The organism is Geobacillus uzenensis (genome assembly GCF_002217665.1).
GTDB lineage: Bacteria > Bacillota > Bacilli > Bacillales > Anoxybacillaceae > Geobacillus > Geobacillus subterraneus.
Map to the genome: position 1 here is coordinate 53,537 of NZ_NEWL01000005.1, position 15,364 is coordinate 68,900.

The following is a 15,364-nucleotide window of genomic DNA, read 5'->3' on the forward strand; positions in this document are numbered from 1 at the left end:
CCAGCCGGTGGATGCTCCAACGAGGGCGGCGGAGGCCGAAGCAGACTGAAAACACGCAGGCAGGTGATACGATGGTGAAACATTGGGACTTGTTTTTAGCTCCGTATAAACAGGCGGTCGAAGAGCTGAAGGTGAAACTAAGGGGGATTCGCGCCCAGTTCGAGATGATCGAGACGCATTCGCCGATCGAATTTGTCACCGGGCGGGTGAAGCCGATTGCCAGCATTTTGGATAAAGCGCAAAAGAAAAACATCCCGCTCGACCGCCTCGAGGAAGAGATGCAAGATATTGCGGGGCTGCGCATTATGTGCCAGTTTGTTGATGACATTAAAACCGTCGTCAAGCTGCTGCGCCAGCGCAACGATTTTACGATTGTTGAGGAGCGCGATTATGTCACGCAAAAAAAAGAGAGCGGCTATCGCTCATACCATATCGTGATTCGCTACCCGGTGCAGACGATCCACGGGGAGAAAAACATTTTGGCCGAAATTCAAATTCGGACGTTGGCGATGAATTTTTGGGCAACGATTGAACACTCGCTGAACTATAAATATAGCGGCCGTTTTCCGGAAGATATTAAAGCACGGCTGCAGCGTGCGGCGGAGGCCGCCTACCGCCTCGACGAGGAAATGTCGAAAATCCGCTTCGAGATTCAAGAAGCGCAAGCCGCTTTTTCACGAAAACAAGAAGCAAAAGGGGAAGGGCAATGAAACGAACGGACGCGCCGCTGGCGTTTGCCATTATCTCAAAAGGGGATGATACGTCGAACGCCCTCGCGCAAAAGATGAAAACGTATTTGCTTGATTTCGATTTGCGTTACGATGAAGAAGCGCCTGATTTGGTCGTTTCCGTCGGCGGGGATGGAACGCTTTTATACGCGTTCCACCGCTATTGCCACCGGTTGGACAAGACGGCGTTCGTCGGCGTTCATACCGGCCATCTCGGCTTTTATGCTGACTGGGTGCCGGAAGAAATTGAAAAGCTTGTCATCGCCATCGCCAAAACGCCGTACCAAGTCGTTGAGTACCCGCTGCTTGAGGTGACGATCCGCTATCTTAACGGCGGAAGCGAGGCGAAGTATTTGGCGCTCAATGAATGCACGGTAAAATGCGTCAGCGGCACGCTCGTCATGGATGTGGAGATCCGCGGCGACTTGTTTGAACGGTTTCGCGGCGACGGGCTGTGCATTTCGACGCCGACCGGCAGCACGGCATACAATAAGGCGCTCGGCGGAGCGATTTTGCATCCGTCGCTTGAAGCGATTCAAGTCACGGAGATGGCGTCGATCAACAACCGCGTCTTTCGGACGATCGGCTCGCCGCTCGTGCTGCCGGCGCACCATACGTGCCTGCTGAAGCCGGTCAATCATGTTGATTTTCAAATTACGATCGACCATTTGTCGCTGTTGCATAAAGAGGTAAAATCGATTCAGTGTCGGGTCGCCGATGAAAAAGTGCGTTTCGCCCGCTTCCGCCCGTTTCCGTTTTGGCGGCGGGTGCGCGATTCGTTTATCGCCGATCGGTAGCGGGCGTTCAGCCCTCCTCGGGCGGCGTGCCGCTAGTGCGCTGCGGGCGGATGTGCCCGTTGCCGAACGATGAAAATTTGCAACGATGAATAGAGAGGTAGACGACCATTGCCGCCATTTACGCTGACATTTTTAATCGATGAACAGCATGATGGAAAACTGCTGCGCCAATTTTTGCAAGAGAACGGCATTTCGCGGACCGCGCTCACCGATATTAAATTTCACGGCGGGGCGCTCTATGTGGACGGCCGGCCGGTCACGGTCCGCCACGTGTTGCGCGCGGGCGAGATGCTCACGGTCGCCTTTCCGCCGGAGAGGGCAAGCGACTGGATGGCTCCCGAAGCGATGCCGCTACATATCGTTTATGAAGACGATTACGTCCTTGTCGTCAACAAACCCGCGGGGCTGGCGACGATTCCGTCGCGCCATCATCCGGGCGGGACGCTGGCCAACGGTTTATTGCATCATTACCGGCAGCAGCAGCTTGATTCGACCGTCCATATTGTGACAAGGCTCGACCGCGACACGTCCGGGCTCGTGCTCGTCGCCAAGCACCGCCACGTCCATCACTTGTTGTCGGCGCTGCAGCAGGAAGGAAAAGTAACACGTACGTACGAGGCGATTTGCCACGGCGTCATCGCTGAAGACGAAGGAACGATTGATGCGCCGATCGGCCGGCAAAACGACAGCATCATCGCCCGTGAAGTGCGCGAGGATGGAAAGCGGGCCATCACCCACTTCCGCGTGCTTGAGCGGCTTTCTGGCTATACATACGTTTCGCTTCGGCTTGGGACGGGGCGCACGCACCAAATCCGCGTCCATTTGGCTTATCTTGGCCATCCGCTCGCCGGCGATGAGCTGTACGGCGGACGCCGGGAGATGATCAGCCGCCAGGCGCTTCATAGCCGGCAGCTGTCGTTTTTTCATCCGTTTGCCCAGCGCCTATACACGTTTGCCGCTCCGCTTCCCGATGATATGGCGCGCCTCATTAAGGCGATGCGCCCATAAACGGTTGATCAAGAAAACGTGCGGAATTTTTCCGGTACGTGGGGCATCGACGATGGAACAGAAACTGTCTCCATTTCCGGGTAGCGCAGCGCGGTCAGCGCACCGCCAAACACACAGCCGGTGTCGATGTTGACGGTCTGGCCGACAAAGCGCGGCTTTTCCACCGGCGTATGGCCGTAAACGACCCATGCGTCGCCGCGATACCGTTTCGCCCAGTCGCGGCGCACGGGCGTCCCATCCGGATTCGTTTCGCCCGTGATGTCGCCGTAAAGGACAAACGTCTTCACTTTTTTGTCCATCCGGCCGATATAATCGTGGCGAATGCCGGCGTGGGCGATGACGAGGCGGCCCTCATCCAAAACTGCATAGAGCGGCGCTCCTTCATACAGGCGAATGAACTTGCGGCGGATCATCTCCTGTTCGCTCGGAAGCAATGCATGGTACTCGGCGACCGTCGTCTCGAGACCGTGGGCGATTTGCACATTTCGGCCTAAAAAAAAGCGGTATAATTTATCTTAATTAGGCGAGAAGACTCCCACTTCAACGAAGCGAAGCGGAGTAAGTGGGAGATGAATCGCCTTAACTATATTTTGCTGAAAATAGGATAGATTCAGTAAAATATAGTATCATATAGTTAGATGGGAGGTGAAAACATGTATTTTTGTATCAAACAACAGCTAAATGGTTTGACCAAAGAAGAATACTTGACTCTTCGAGAACTGTGCCATATTGCCAAGAACATGTACAACGTCGGATTGTACAATGTCAGACAATACTATTTTGAACACAAGGAATTTCTTAATTATGAGAAAAACGATCATCTTGCAAAAACTAACGAAAACTATAAGCTGTTAAACAGCAACATGGCACAGCAAATTTTAAAAAAGGTTAATGAAGCCTTTAAATCTTTCTTTGGTTTGATCAGTCTTGCCAAACAAGGAAAAACGCAATATTAATCTAGGAAAAAAGACAAATCAAAACTTTGTCAATATTCCTCTCGGTAACATAAAAGAAAAACTAGAATATCTTTGTGAATTTTACGGCATTGAATTCTTGAAACAGGAAGAATCCTATACGTCTCCAACGCAATATGAATCTAGGAAAAAAGACAAATCAAAACTTTGTCAATATTCCTCTCGGTAACATAAAAGAAAAACTAGAATATCTTTGTGAATTTTACGGCATTGAATTCTTGAAACAGGAAGAATCAATCTAGGAAAAAAGACAAATCAAAACTTTGTCAATATTCCTCTCGGTAACATAAAAGAAAAATTAGAATATCTTTGTGAATTTTACGGCATTGAATTCTTGAAACAGGAAGAATCATATACGTCTCAAGCCAGCTTTTTTGACGGCGATGAGATTCCTGAATATAATGCCGACAATCCAAAAGAATATAAGTTCAGCGGCAAACGTATTAAGCGCGGCTTGTATCGAACAAAGTCTGGCAAACCTATGAATCGCAATAATAAAGTGAATGATTATATCAACAAGACTTGCCGTTACATCATTAACTACTGTATTGAAAATCAAATTGGCAAACTTGTCATTGGCTATGCGGAAACATTACAACGCAATATGAATCTAGGAAAAAAGACAAATCAAAACTTTGTCAATATTCCTCTCGGTAACATAAAAGAAAAATTAGAATATCTTTGCTGTATTGAAAATCAAATTGGCAAACTTGTCATTGGCTATGCGGAAACATTACAACGCAATATTAATCTAGGAAAAAAGACAAATCAAAACTTTGTCAATATTCCTCTCGGTAACATAAAAGAAAAATTAGAATATCTTTGTGAATTTTACGGCATTGAATTCTTGAAACAGGAAGAATCATATACGTCTCCAATGGCGCATTAAACATCTTAAAGAAAAGTAAAGCTGTAGACCTGAGTGTCTTATGCTCTAGCGGCGAAGTGGACACGCCTCAAAGAATAAGGATTGCTTGAAGCAGTCAAACTTCTTTGGAAGCCTCCACTTCAAATTTTCGCTAGAAAATTAAGTGGGGGTAGTTCACTGCAATGGTTGCCGGGCACATAGTGGGCAAGCTTGCGGTCGACAAGGGTGCAGACGATGTCAATCATTTTTAGCGACTCAGGGCCGCGGTCAGTCAAGTCACCGACAAAACCGAGCTTCCGCCCGTCCGGATGGATTGGAATTCCCTCGTCCCATACGTAACCGAGTTTTTCTGTTAAAGCGGTAAATTCACGGCAGCAGCCGTGAATATCGCCGACGATGTCGATCTGCATCTTGTACGCTCCTTTCTGACCACGTATAAGTTATTAACAGCGTACCCGCCCGGCGGGGGAAACAGACATCGGCAGCCGGGCAAAAAAACAAAGCCGCTTACCGGCAGGCAGCAAGCGGCTATTCGTCGCTGGCGAACATAAATTTCCTTGTCCGTGAATGGACGTTTAAGATGAGTCCAATCGCCAGCATATAAGTGGCCAGCGAGCTTCCCCCGTAGCTGACAAACGGCAGCGGCAGTCCGGTGATCGGCAAAAGCCCAATCGTCATGCCGATGTTTTGGAACACTTGGAACGTGATCATGCCGGCGACGCCGGCGCATAAATAGCTGCCGTACAAATCGTTGCTCTCGAGCGCAATATGGATCATGCGGTAGATAAGCAGGAAAAAGAGCGAAATGACGATGCTCGAGCCGACAAATCCGAACTGTTCGGCGATGACACCGAAAATAAAGTCGGTATGCGCCTCAGGCAAGTATACTTGCAAATTGCCAAGCCCTTTCCCGTACAGTTCCCCCGACCCGATGGCCATAAGCGAACGGATGAGCTGGAAGCCTTGCTCGTTTGAATATTCATACGGGGCAAGCCAGCCATAAAACCGATTTAGCTGATAATCTTCTTTAATGATATATTGATGAAAGAAATCAGGAAAATAAAAGAAAATAAAGACGACCGTCGCCACGACCGCCACCCCGGAAAAGACGATGCCGAAAAGAATGCGCCAGCGGATGCCGGAAACGAGCACCAAGGTAGCGGTGATGGCGGTAAATACCATCGACATTCCCAAGTCCGGCTGTTTGGCGAGCAAAAAGAGGGGCGGCAGGACCGCGAGAGCGATTTTGCCGAGCAGTTTAAAATCATCTTGAACCGTCGGTTCAGGGTATTTTTCCCGGTGGTTGACGATGATGCGGCTCAAAACGAGAATCATAAAAATTTTCATTAACTCGGATGGCTGGAAGTTTCCGCCCGGGAGGCTGTACCAGCTGGTTGCCCCTTTGATCGTGACGGTTCCGGGAACGTTCAGCTCAAGCCCGAGCAACAGCAGCATGCCGAGTCCGTATAAATACCAGGCGATTTGAAACAGCCGATCGTAGTCGATAATCATCGTCAAGGCGATGACGACTGCGCCAACGGCGTACCATTGCAGCTGCTTGGAGGCGAAGTTGACGCTTTGCAGCTTCTCTGGCAGCATCGTTTCCGCACTGTGAATGGCGATGGCGCTGATGACGGCCATTAAGAATAAAAGAAACAACAAATGGTAATCGAGCTTCGATTGGGAAAAACGATCATGATCCATGGAACGATCCTCTCCATTCAAATGTACCATATACCATATTAACGAATTCGGCTTGTTTTGCAAAGTGGGAAAAACCGCCGCCGGCGTTAAGAAAGCGGGAGGCAAAAGGACGGCGGTGCATTTACATTGTCTGCCGCATATCATATAATGGAATTAACACCTGGTGCTAATAATAAATAACAATTAGGAGGATGAGCGAATGACATTATCATTGGAAGGACGTACATATGTCGTCATGGGAGTGGCAAACAAGCGGAGCATCGCTTGGGGCATCGCCCGCTCGCTCCACGCCGCCGGCGCCCGTCTCGTGTTTACATACGCCGGAGAGCGCTTTGAAAAGGAAGTGCGGACGCTTGTCGACACGCTTGAAGATGAACGTTCGCTTCTGTTGCCGTGCGATGTGGCAAACGACGAGGACATCGCTCAATGCTTTGCGCAAATTAAAGAACGGGTCGGCGTCATTCACGGTGTCGCCCACTGCATCGCCTATGCCAATAAGGACGACTTAAGCGGCGAATATATGAAAGTGAGCCGCGACGGCTTTTTGCTCGCCCATAACATCAGCGCCTATTCCCTCACCGCGGTGGCGCGCGAGGCGAAGGAGCTCATGACCGAGGGGGGGAGCATCGTCACTCTGACGTACTTAGGCGGCGAGCGCGTCGTGCAAAACTATAACATCATGGGTGTGGCGAAAGCGTCGCTCGATGCGAGCGTTAAATATTTGGCAAACGATTTAGGCAAATACGGCATTCGCGTCAACGCCATTTCTGCCGGACCGATCCGCACGCTGTCAGCGAAAGGGGTCGGCGACTTTAATACGATTTTAAAGCAAATCGAGGAGCGCGCCCCGCTCCGCCGGACGACGACCCAAGAAGAAGTCGGCGATGCAGCGCTGTTTTTGTTCAGTGACCTGTCGCGCGGCATCACCGGGGAAATCATCCACGTCGATTCCGGGTATCACATTTTAGGATATTAAAAATGAATGAGGCAGCCGTCCCGACCGATGGGACGGCTGTTTTTTGTCCGTCGAGGGGCAATTATTGGAATCAAAGGCATACATATATAAGGGAAGGCAAGCATGGAAGGAGGATTGGCGTGCGGAAACAAAAAGTGGTAGAAACCGAGCCGTTGCTTTACATTGTGCAGCCAAAGGCCATGCGGGCTGCGGCGCATATGCAAGAAACGTTTACATGGACGAACCGCCCCCAACAGAAAGAAACGACAGATGACACCGAACAGATTGAAGAGGGGGAGGAACAGAGGGCGTTTTTCATTAAAAAGGAGTTTCAGGCGATGACGCTTGATGAGCAGCTCGCTTTTTTAACGAGGCTGCCCGCCCATTTGCCGCCGCTTAAATGCCAGTTTGCCACGAAAGAACAAAGCTATGAAGGTGTGCTGAAACGATGCACGGCGACCGAGTTGACGGTCGCCGATGAACGAGGAAACGAAACGGCCATCGGGCGCGCACAACTTCTTTCTGTGACGATGATCGGGTTTATGCAATAAAGGCACTTCGAACAAGTCATTTCCCGATCAGGCGACCCTCTTCGTCCGGCTGCCATTGTTGAAGACGTGAAGAAGCCGGCGGGCATCAAAGGTTGCTGCTGCACATGCCCGCCGCGTCGACTTGCGTCGGCCGCGTTCCTGGGGCCGTCTGCCGGCCTGGAATGCCCGTTTTTCTACAACGAAGCGAGCCGTCTCTCGATTTCCCCCCATTTGGCCTGTTCGTATGCCATTGCCTCGGCCAGTTCCGTCTCGGCGAGGGGCACGTTCCGGATATATTTTTCCACTGCCAGCTCATGCAAATCGTACGGAAACAGCAGATCGATCAACAGCACTTCTTTTTCCTTTTTTGTCAGCGGACGCACTTCCTCATACGCTTCGAGCACGATATCGGCTTTTGTTTTCCCTTGCGGGTCTCTGTCAAACAAAAACGGAGCCATCATTTTACGGACATCGCGAATCGGCAAGTCAAAGGCAGCTGTATCGAGGTCGATGATCCAGACGTTTCCGTCTTCTCCGCGCAGCGAGTTCCCTGTCCCATAGTCTTGGTGGCAAAGCGACGGCCGTTTCTTCAGCTGCTCCACCCATGCCTCGTAATGAGAATCGAGGAGCTGCTGCAACACTTCCTCTCCTTTTTCAATAAAGCGGTCGATTTCGGCTAAATACAAGCGGGAAAACGGATCGTCGCGATCCAACTCGGCGAGCTGTTTCCACGCCTCGAGCTGCCGGCAGCGCTTCATGTAATGCTTTGGCCATTTGCCGAGTTTGCTGAACACCGGCACGCCCGGCGGCGGTTCGTAACCGGACGACTGCGCATGAAAATGGGCAAGGGCGCCGATCATGGCGGTTAAATCGTCGCGGATCGCCAAATCAAACGGCGTTCCTTCGATCCAGTCGTACAGCACAAACAAAAACGGTCCGTACTTTTTAAATAGGCGGTGGTCGCGTGTCTCAATGATGCGCGGGACATAAAGCCCCTTTTTCGCCAAAGCGTCTTGCGCGTAAATCGAGAAGAGCGCCTTTTTTTCCGGGCGGCGAATGCGCTTTAAGCATTTCGGTCCGCCATCGGTATGCACTTTCCAGACGAGCGCCATTTGCCCGCTTTGCACGACGTCAATCGCTTTGGCTTCTATGTCCCACTGCTTTAACAGCAGACGCGCCATATGGACGAGCCGTTCAGCGGCGGCTGACGGCGCGGTGGAATAGACGGTTTGATCAGCCATCGTCAGTCCCTGCTTTCCTCTTTTTTTCTACTGTATGGCGGGCGCCGGCTGCTGTCCATAGCCGTTTATCCCGAGACGAAAAAAACGGGTGAACGTCCAGCCTGTTCTCCACCTCGAAGGGCGTTTGACGGATGCCCGTTTGCTTCACGGGCATGCACAGTAGGGAAGGAGCACACGTATGATATAAAAACAAGCTTTTGCCTGAACTTTTCGAGAAGATGGGGGAATGTCATGAAAATCGCCATGATTGCAACGGAAAAACTGCCGGTGCCAGCCATCCGGGGAGGGGCGACACAAATTTATCTCGATGCAACAGCGGCGATCATGGCGCGAAAACACGACGTCACGGTGTTGTCGATTCGCGACCGTGAGCTGCCGGATGAGGAGAAGAACAAAAACGGGGTCGCCTATCGTCGCTTCGCCCAAGAGACATACGTACAAGAAGTAGCCGCCCATTTGCGCACGGAAGCGTATGACGTCATTCACGTATGCAACCGGCCGCGCTGGATTCGCCACATCCGCGAAGCTTCGCCAGACAGCGCCATTGTGTTGAGCGTCCATAATGAAATGTTCCGGGACGATAAAATTTCGTATGCCGAAGGGATCGATTGCATTAATACGGTTAAACAAATTGTAACCGTGAGCGACTATATCGGGGCGACCATTTGCGACCGCTTCCCGCAGGCGGCTGGAAAAGTGGCGACTGTTTATTCAGGGGTCGATGGGAAGACGTTCCAGCCGAAATGGACGGCGCAAGGAGCGAAAATCAATGCGGCTGTCCGCCGCGAGCTCGGGCTCGAGGGGAAAAAAGTCGTGCTGTTTGTCGGGCGGTTGAGCAAAGTGAAAGGCGCCCATTTGCTTCTTGAGGCGCTGCCGTCAATCACCGAAAAGCATCCGGAAGCGGTGATCGTGTTTGTCGGCTCGAAATGGTTTGGCGCTAATGAGGTAAACAGCTATGTCCGTTACTTGTATACGCTCGGAGCGCTGTACGAAAACAATGCGATGTTTATTCAGTTCGTCAAACCAGAGCAAATTCCGCAGCTGTACACGATGGCTGATCTGTTCGTTTGTCCGTCCCAGTGGCAAGAGCCGCTGGCGCGCGTTCATTATGAAGCGATGGCGGCTGGGCTGCCGATCATTACGAGCAACCGCGGGGGGAACCCCGAGGTCGTTGAGAACGGCAAAAACGGCTACATCGTCAACGACTTCAGCAACCCCGAAGCGTACGCCGCACTCATCAACAAACTGCTTGACGAACCGGCTTTTGCCAGTCAAATGGGCAAATACGGGCGGCAGAAGGCGGAACGCGAATTCAGCTGGGAAGCGGTGGCCGCAAAGCTGTTGCGCGCTTACGGGGAAGAAAGGGGGTAAAGCGGTTGCAGTCACCATGGATTGCTGCCAAGGTGCTTGAGCTGTATCCGTACCAAGTTGAACAAATAGAGCTTCAATCGGTGCGGCCGAAGGAAACGGTCTGGACGGTTGCGACAGCTGAGGGAGAGAAGATGCTGCGGCAACGGGAGGCGGTGCCGGGGCGGATGCTGTTTTATGCCGAGGCGCATCGGCATTTGCAACAGCGGCAGTTTCCGATCGCCCCGTTATGCCGGACGAAAAACGGGGGGCTGTGCGTCGCCGGCGGAACGCAGGCGTACGCGCTATATGATGCCGTCAGCGGCAAGGAAGTGAGTTATTACGATGTCGAACAGCTTGAACATGTGTTTGAATTTCTCGGTTTGTTCCACGTTGCCTCACAACAGTTTTCTCCAAGCCCGAAGGCGAAAAAGCGAAACCGGCTCGGAAAGTGGCCAAAGACGTATACGTGGAAACTGCAGGAGCTGTCCGGCTACAAGAAAATGGCGGCTTCGTTCGTTGATGATCCGTTTTCCATCTTGTTTTCCGAGACGGTCGGTGCGATGCTCGACGCGGGCGAGGAAGCGGTCGAGCAGCTAGACAGCGATGCCTACGCCGAATGGACAGCTGGTCCGAACCGATGGACAGGGTTTATTCATAAAGACATTTCCTTGTCACACCTCGTCGAAACGGAAGAGACGATGATGATGCGCTATCTGCCAGCGGTCGTCATCGACTTGCCGGTGCGCGACATTCAAGTGCTGCTCCACAAAGTAATGAAAAAGATGGCGGTGTGGGATGAAGAATTGGCCGCGCGGCTGATTCAGGCGTATCACCGCACCCACCCGCTCACCGACGAGCAGTACAGGCTGCTTGAGGCGGAGCTGTTGTTTCCGCACTTGTTTGCCTCCGTCGCCCGCAAGTATTATTTAGGGGCAAAAGACAATTGGTCAGATGAAAAATATATGTGGGAGCTGCAGACAGCCATTACGGTCGAGCGGACAAAACAAGATGCGCTTCGCCGTACGCCGCTGCCATCGCTACTGTAAAGAAGGAGGTGCCTAACGTTGGATCACATTCCGAAACTCGACTTGCAGCCGTTTCGTTTTTCCCCGCCCGGACCGATGGGGTGGGGATGGATGGAAGACGGTGAGTTTTTCGATCAGCTATTGCTCGGCGTAGTGGAAGCGGAAGAAGAGGAAACGGACGCTGACGTGCCGCCCGTCCTTGTCGAGCTGGCCGGAGAAGGGGAATGGCAAGAAGCCGCTGTCCCGCTGCCGCCAATAGTGGAACACAAAAAAGAAACGCGTTCGTCCGCGCCGAAAAAAGAAAAACGTCTAAAACGGCGAGAGGAGGCAAGCCAAAGCGAACGTTCGAAACGGCGAGAGGAGGCAAGCCAAAGCGAACGTCCGAAACGGCAAGCGAAGGCAGCCCGGGACGAACAATCGGAACCGTCGGAGAAGCCGGCTGCCGTCAGCCGTCCAAAACAGCACGAACCGGCGGAACAAGAAAGAGAAAAGCCGTCCGAGCGACGGATGGCCGTCTCGTTCGCCATTTCTTCCGCCCGTATTCCCCAGCCGAAAGCGGTGGGAACGCATAAAAAAGGAAACGTATTTACGATCGGATAAGGAGAAGGATGCCGCATCACAGGCATCCTTTTGTGATGACTCCGGCCGCCCGGCTGCTAGAGGCCGGCGGTTTGCCGCTGATGGGCGGCGAGCGCCTCGTTATAGACCGCTTCAAGGCGGCCGGCGACGTGTTCAAATTGGAAGTTCGCCTCCACCCTCTCCCGCGCTGTTTCAGCCATGCGCCGGGCGTGTGTTTGTTGTTCAAACAGATAGCTGATCGCTTCCGCGAACGCCTGCTCGTTCGCATAATCATCAACGACAAGCCCAGTTTGGCCGTGACGGACGATTTCAGTGTTGCCGCCGCGGTTGGTCGTCACAACCGGAATGCCGGCGGCCATGGCCTCGTAATGGACGCGGGCGAGCGGCTCGTGCCATTGGGAGCTGCACACAAACACGTCAGCCATTAAAAGCAGTTTCGGAATATGGCGGTGCGGCACGTAGTTCGTGAAGATGACGTGGTCACTTAGCGGCGCGGCGAGCTGATGCAGCCAGTCGATGTATTCGCTTCGGCTGTTGTCGCTAAACCATTTTCCGCCGGCGATGACAAGCACTGTCTCAGGATGGCGGGCCAACAAGGACGGCAAGGAGCGAATCAGCACATGCGGCCCTTTTGTTTTGCTAAGCCGGCCGATAAATAACACTACTTTTTTATCGTCGAGTCCATGCGCCCGGCGCTCGGCTTGGCGGATGCGCGCCCCCTCTTCCGTCCAAACCGGGACGTATTGCTGCAAGTCCACTCCGGAATAAATGACATTGATTTTTTTTGGATCGACCGGATAGCGGCCTGTTACCGTCCGTTTAATATATTCGCTGACGGCAGTCAGCCGCGTGCATGCCGCCAGTGCCCGCTCAGCTTCTTCCGGCGTGATTTTCAGCGGTGAAAACATGTCGTTATGAAGGCTCAGCACAAAGGCGCTGTGCGGCGCCGCGGCCTGGTAACTAGCGAGCGGCGCAGGGCGATTGAACACATGGACGACGTCGAAACGGTTTGCGGCCAGCGCACGCGCCACATCAGCTTCATATGTCATCTTCGGAAAGCGGATGTAGCGGATGTTTCCAGTTGTCTCTTCATGCGGCAAGAGCGGATCGGCGACAGAGAAAATGGTCAGTTCGTGGCGGCGGGCAATGAGCGGAGCGATTCCGTCAATCATCACTTGAATCGCACCGCCCTTTATTGCCGGTGAAGGCAGTTTTTCTGTGCAAACGTAGGCGATGTTCATGTCTGACCACCTTCGTATAATGAACGGATGTATTCGATTTCTTTTTGCAGTCCATCGATAAGCGTGACCGTCGGTTCGTATGCGAGCAGCCGCTCTGCCTTCGTCAGGTCGGCCCATGTCTGTTTCGGCTCCCCGCGGGCGGCTGGCGTATAATGGATTGTCGCCTTTCTCCCGGTCAGCGCTTCAAGCAGGCGAATCACCTCATTGACGGATGCCCGTTCTTTTCCGCCGATGTTGATCGTTTCTCCGACTGCGCGGTCCTGCTCAAGCGCGGCTGCTGTCCCGTTGATACAGTCGGAAATATAGGTGAAGTCGCGCGACTGCGTGCCGTCGCCGAATACGGTGAGCGGCTGGCCGGCGAGCAGTTGGCGGATAAAGCGGTGGAACGACATATCGGGGCGCTGGCGCGGACCGTAAACGGTAAAATAGCGCAAAATGACGACCGGCACAGCAAACTCGCGGAAATAGACGCGGCATAAATGCTCACCGGTAAGTTTCGTAATGCCGTATGGGGAGAGCGGAACCGGTTCGAGCGTTTCGGACAGCGGGCCGCTCCGCTCGCCGTAAACGGACGAGGTTGAAGCATAGATGAACCGTTTGAGCGGCAAGTCTTTGCACGCTTCAAGCAGCCGCTGCGTAACGGAAATGTTGTGCACCGCATAAGCGGCAAAGTCCGTTCCCCAGCTCGTTCGCACGCCGGGCATGCCGGCTAAATGGTATACGGCATCCACATCTGTTAACAACGCGGGCAAGTCGGCGGTCAGCAGATCGGTCTCAACGAATGTAAACCGCGGATGGGCTTGCAACTGGGCGATGTTTTTTGCTTTCAGCGGCGCCGGTGTCGGGCCGAGAAAGCCGTCGACGCCGATGACTTGGTGCCGGTCGTTTTCGAGCAGTTTTTCACATAAATGGGAGCCGATAAACCCGGCCGCCCCGGTGACGAGGATGTTCATGGACGCCCCACCCCCATGTAGCGCAAACCGCTCTGTTCGACAGCAAGGCGATCCAAACAATTTCGTCCGTCAAAGACGAGCGTCCCGTTCATCGCTGCTTTCACCTCTGACCAGTCAAGCGTGCAAAATTCGTCCCAGTCGGTGGCGATGACTAAGCCATCCGCTCCTTGGATCGCTTCGTGCACCGACCGCACTTGTTTGACATTGGCAAGGGGGGATGTCAGCGTCGCCTTCGGGTCGTAGGCGGCGACCGTGCAGCCCGCTTCGCTTAATCGACGGATGAGCGCTTCGGCGGGGGAAAAACGGGTATCGTCCGTGTTCGGCTTAAAGGCGATGCCAAGCACAGCGATTTTTTTGCCGTGCAGCGGGGCAAGCACTTGATTCAGTTTGTCGAGGCAAACGTCGAGCTGGGTGGCGTTGACCGACTGCACTGCTTGCAACAGGTGCGGCTCGACATGGCGCGAGCGCGCCGCATGTTCGAGCGCTTTCACATCTTTTGGAAAGCAGGAGCCGCCATAGCCGAGACCGGCTCGCAAAAAATGCGGGCCGATGCGCGGATCGAAGCCGATCCCGCGGGCGATGTCGTTGACATCGACGGCAAACGCGTCGCAAATGCGCGCCATTTCGTTGATAAAGGATATTTTGGTTGCTAAAAAGGCATTGGCGGCGTATTTGATGAGTTCCGCTCCAGTGAGGCTCGTCGTGACGTAAGGAGCGTTGATGCCGGCGTACATTGCCTGCACGACAGCGAGCGACCGATCGTCGTCCGGCTCGAGGCCGACGACGATTTTGTCCGGGTGAAACATATCGTAAACGGCCGACCCTTCGCGCAAAAACTCCGGATTGGACACGATGCGAAATAAATGCGGCGCCATTCCTTTCCGGATGAGCTCAGTACGCATCCATTCATTCGTTCCCGGCGGGACAGTGCTTTTCGTGATGATCGTTTTGTATGATTCGACCGTTGCGGCTAGGCGTTCGAGCACCGCTTCGATATAGCGCAAGTCGGCGCTGCCGTCCGGCCGCGGCGGAGTGCCGACGCAAATGACAATGACGGCCGCCCGTTTAATATAATCCCAGCGGCCGCTAAATGTTAAATAGTTGCAGTTTTTAGTGACCAACTCTTCTAACCCCGGTTCATAAAACGGGATTTCCCCGTTGTTGAGCAGGCGAATTTTCCGTTCATCTTGATCGATGCAATGCACCTCATGCCCAAGTTCAGCAAGGACGGCTGCAGTGGTCAGTCCGACGTAGCCAGCGCCGATGATGCAGATGTTCATGCTAATAGGCCTCCTTCGCGAAATCTCCGGCTTTTATAGCGTATTAACGGACAAGCTTTGTTTGCTACATGACAAGCGCCTAAAACGCCGGAAATCAGACGGCCTATTTTCGGGGGACAACCTTCCCTGCC

At 53.1% G+C, this 15,364-nt stretch carries 14 protein-coding genes and 4 pseudogenes; 11 read left to right on the forward strand and 7 right to left on the reverse strand.

All coding sequences use genetic code 11. The annotated features are described in order from the left end of the window. Positions 1–71 precede the first annotated feature (71 nt). The 3 genes from B9L21_RS05520 (at position 72) to B9L21_RS05530 (ending at position 2,533) form a co-directional block, all read left to right on the forward strand. Entirely contained in the window at positions 72–710 is a 639-nt protein-coding gene (locus B9L21_RS05520; RefSeq protein WP_063165585.1) for a GTP pyrophosphokinase family protein, read from the forward strand. After that, positions 707–1,525: an NAD kinase gene (locus tag B9L21_RS05525; RefSeq protein WP_063165586.1), complete on the forward strand. Its 819-nt coding sequence runs from the start codon at positions 707–709 to the stop codon at positions 1,523–1,525. Before B9L21_RS05520 ends, B9L21_RS05525 begins: the two co-directional genes overlap by 4 nt. A gap of 108 nt (positions 1,526–1,633) precedes the next feature. Beyond that, positions 1,634–2,533 carry an RluA family pseudouridine synthase gene (locus B9L21_RS05530; protein ID WP_063165587.1) on the forward strand — a complete coding sequence of 300 codons (900 nt, stop codon included), beginning with the start codon at positions 1,634–1,636 and terminating at the stop codon, positions 2,531–2,533. 8 nt (positions 2,534–2,541) lie between these two features. Here the strand turns inward: B9L21_RS05530 and B9L21_RS05535 are convergent. Beyond that, a pseudogene (locus B9L21_RS05535) lies at positions 2,542–3,048 on the reverse strand (hypothetical protein); the annotation flags it as partial. Positions 3,049–3,186: 138 nt separating this feature from the next. Between B9L21_RS05535 and B9L21_RS05540 the strand changes: the two are divergent. The 3 genes and pseudogenes from B9L21_RS05540 to B9L21_RS05560 form a co-directional block, all read left to right on the forward strand. Then, a complete protein-coding gene (locus B9L21_RS05540; protein ID WP_089134987.1) occupies positions 3,187–3,489 on the forward strand; it encodes a hypothetical protein in 303 nt (100 codons plus the stop codon). A 496-nt stretch (positions 3,490–3,985) separates the two neighbouring features. Beyond that, a pseudogene (locus tag B9L21_RS18255) lies at positions 3,986–4,192 on the forward strand (IS200/IS605 family accessory protein TnpB-related protein); the annotation flags it as partial. Next, positions 4,193–4,485, forward strand: a pseudogene (locus B9L21_RS05560) (IS200/IS605 family accessory protein TnpB-related protein); the annotation flags it as partial. Positions 4,486–4,545: 60 nt separating this feature from the next. On the opposite strand, the pseudogene B9L21_RS05565 reads toward B9L21_RS05560, so the two are convergent. Next, positions 4,546–4,785: pseudogene (locus B9L21_RS05565) on the reverse strand (metallophosphoesterase); the annotation flags it as partial. Between the two features lie 118 nt (positions 4,786–4,903). Next, complete coding sequence (locus B9L21_RS05570) at positions 4,904–6,079, reverse strand: FtsW/RodA/SpoVE family cell cycle protein (protein WP_063165589.1); 1,176 nt, start codon at positions 6,077–6,079, stop codon at positions 4,904–4,906. Positions 6,080–6,278: 199 nt separating this feature from the next. On the opposite strand from B9L21_RS05570, the gene fabI reads away from it, so the two are divergent. Together fabI and B9L21_RS05580 are read left to right on the forward strand one after the other, a co-directional pair. Continuing rightward, complete coding sequence (fabI, locus tag B9L21_RS05575; protein ID WP_063165590.1) at positions 6,279–7,055, forward strand: enoyl-ACP reductase FabI; 777 nt, start codon at positions 6,279–6,281, stop codon at positions 7,053–7,055. Between the two features lie 119 nt (positions 7,056–7,174). Then, positions 7,175–7,585 carry a CotO family spore coat protein gene (locus B9L21_RS05580; RefSeq protein ID WP_063165591.1) on the forward strand — a complete coding sequence of 137 codons (411 nt, stop codon included), beginning with the start codon at positions 7,175–7,177 and terminating at the stop codon, positions 7,583–7,585. Positions 7,586–7,758: 173 nt separating this feature from the next. Here B9L21_RS05580 and B9L21_RS05585 read toward each other — a convergent pair whose 3' ends face one another. Then, positions 7,759–8,805: a CotS family spore coat protein gene (locus B9L21_RS05585; protein ID WP_063165592.1), complete on the reverse strand. Its 1,047-nt coding sequence runs from the start codon at positions 8,803–8,805 to the stop codon at positions 7,759–7,761. Between the two features lie 231 nt (positions 8,806–9,036). On the opposite strand from B9L21_RS05585, the gene B9L21_RS05590 reads away from it, so the two are divergent. The 3 genes from B9L21_RS05590 to B9L21_RS05600 are packed head-to-tail and all read left to right on the forward strand — an operon-like array spanning position 9,037 to position 11,780. Then, entirely contained in the window at positions 9,037–10,176 is a 1,140-nt protein-coding gene (locus tag B9L21_RS05590) for a glycosyltransferase family 4 protein (protein WP_047817938.1), read from the forward strand. A gap of 5 nt (positions 10,177–10,181) precedes the next feature. Next, positions 10,182–11,201: a CotS family spore coat protein gene (locus B9L21_RS05595; protein ID WP_063165593.1), complete on the forward strand. Its 1,020-nt coding sequence runs from the start codon at positions 10,182–10,184 to the stop codon at positions 11,199–11,201. Between the two features lie 18 nt (positions 11,202–11,219). After that, complete coding sequence (locus B9L21_RS05600) at positions 11,220–11,780, forward strand: hypothetical protein (protein WP_063165594.1); 561 nt, start codon at positions 11,220–11,222, stop codon at positions 11,778–11,780. A gap of 56 nt (positions 11,781–11,836) precedes the next feature. Here the strand turns inward: B9L21_RS05600 and B9L21_RS05605 are convergent, their stop codons facing one another. The 3 genes from B9L21_RS05605 to B9L21_RS05615 are packed head-to-tail and all read right to left on the reverse strand — an operon-like array spanning position 11,837 to position 15,233. Next, positions 11,837–13,000: a glycosyltransferase family 4 protein gene (locus tag B9L21_RS05605; RefSeq protein ID WP_063165595.1), complete on the reverse strand. Its 1,164-nt coding sequence runs from the start codon at positions 12,998–13,000 to the stop codon at positions 11,837–11,839. Next, entirely contained in the window at positions 12,997–13,953 is a 957-nt protein-coding gene (locus B9L21_RS05610) for an NAD-dependent epimerase/dehydratase family protein (RefSeq protein WP_063165596.1), read from the reverse strand. The genes B9L21_RS05605 and B9L21_RS05610 overlap by 4 nt, the downstream gene beginning before the upstream one ends. Then, positions 13,950–15,233 carry a UDP-glucose dehydrogenase family protein gene (locus B9L21_RS05615; RefSeq protein WP_063165597.1) on the reverse strand — a complete coding sequence of 428 codons (1,284 nt, stop codon included), beginning with the start codon at positions 15,231–15,233 and terminating at the stop codon, positions 13,950–13,952. The genes B9L21_RS05610 and B9L21_RS05615 overlap by 4 nt, the downstream gene beginning before the upstream one ends. Positions 15,234–15,364 lie beyond the last annotated feature (131 nt).

Excerpts from the sequence above, each read along its gene's own strand:
- B9L21_RS05540 (WP_089134987.1), top strand. The coding sequence starts at position 3,187 with ATGTATTTTTGTATCAAACAACAGCTAAATGGTTTGACCAAAGAAGAA.
- B9L21_RS05590 (WP_047817938.1), top strand. The coding sequence starts at position 9,037 with ATGAAAATCGCCATGATTGCAACGGAAAAACTGCCGGTGCCAGCCATC.
- fabI (WP_063165590.1), top strand. The coding sequence starts at position 6,279 with ATGACATTATCATTGGAAGGACGTACATATGTCGTCATGGGAGTGGCA.
- B9L21_RS05585 (WP_063165592.1), bottom strand. The coding sequence starts at position 8,805 with ATGGCTGATCAAACCGTCTATTCCACCGCGCCGTCAGCCGCCGCTGAA.
- B9L21_RS05570 (WP_063165589.1), bottom strand. The coding sequence starts at position 6,079 with ATGGATCATGATCGTTTTTCCCAATCGAAGCTCGATTACCATTTGTTG.
- B9L21_RS05615 (WP_063165597.1), bottom strand. The coding sequence starts at position 15,233 with ATGAACATCTGCATCATCGGCGCTGGCTACGTCGGACTGACCACTGCA.
- B9L21_RS05520 (WP_063165585.1), top strand. The coding sequence starts at position 72 with ATGGTGAAACATTGGGACTTGTTTTTAGCTCCGTATAAACAGGCGGTC.
- B9L21_RS05605 (WP_063165595.1), bottom strand. The coding sequence starts at position 13,000 with ATGAACATCGCCTACGTTTGCACAGAAAAACTGCCTTCACCGGCAATA.
- B9L21_RS05610 (WP_063165596.1), bottom strand. The coding sequence starts at position 13,953 with ATGAACATCCTCGTCACCGGGGCGGCCGGGTTTATCGGCTCCCATTTA.
- B9L21_RS05525 (WP_063165586.1), top strand. The coding sequence starts at position 707 with ATGAAACGAACGGACGCGCCGCTGGCGTTTGCCATTATCTCAAAAGGG.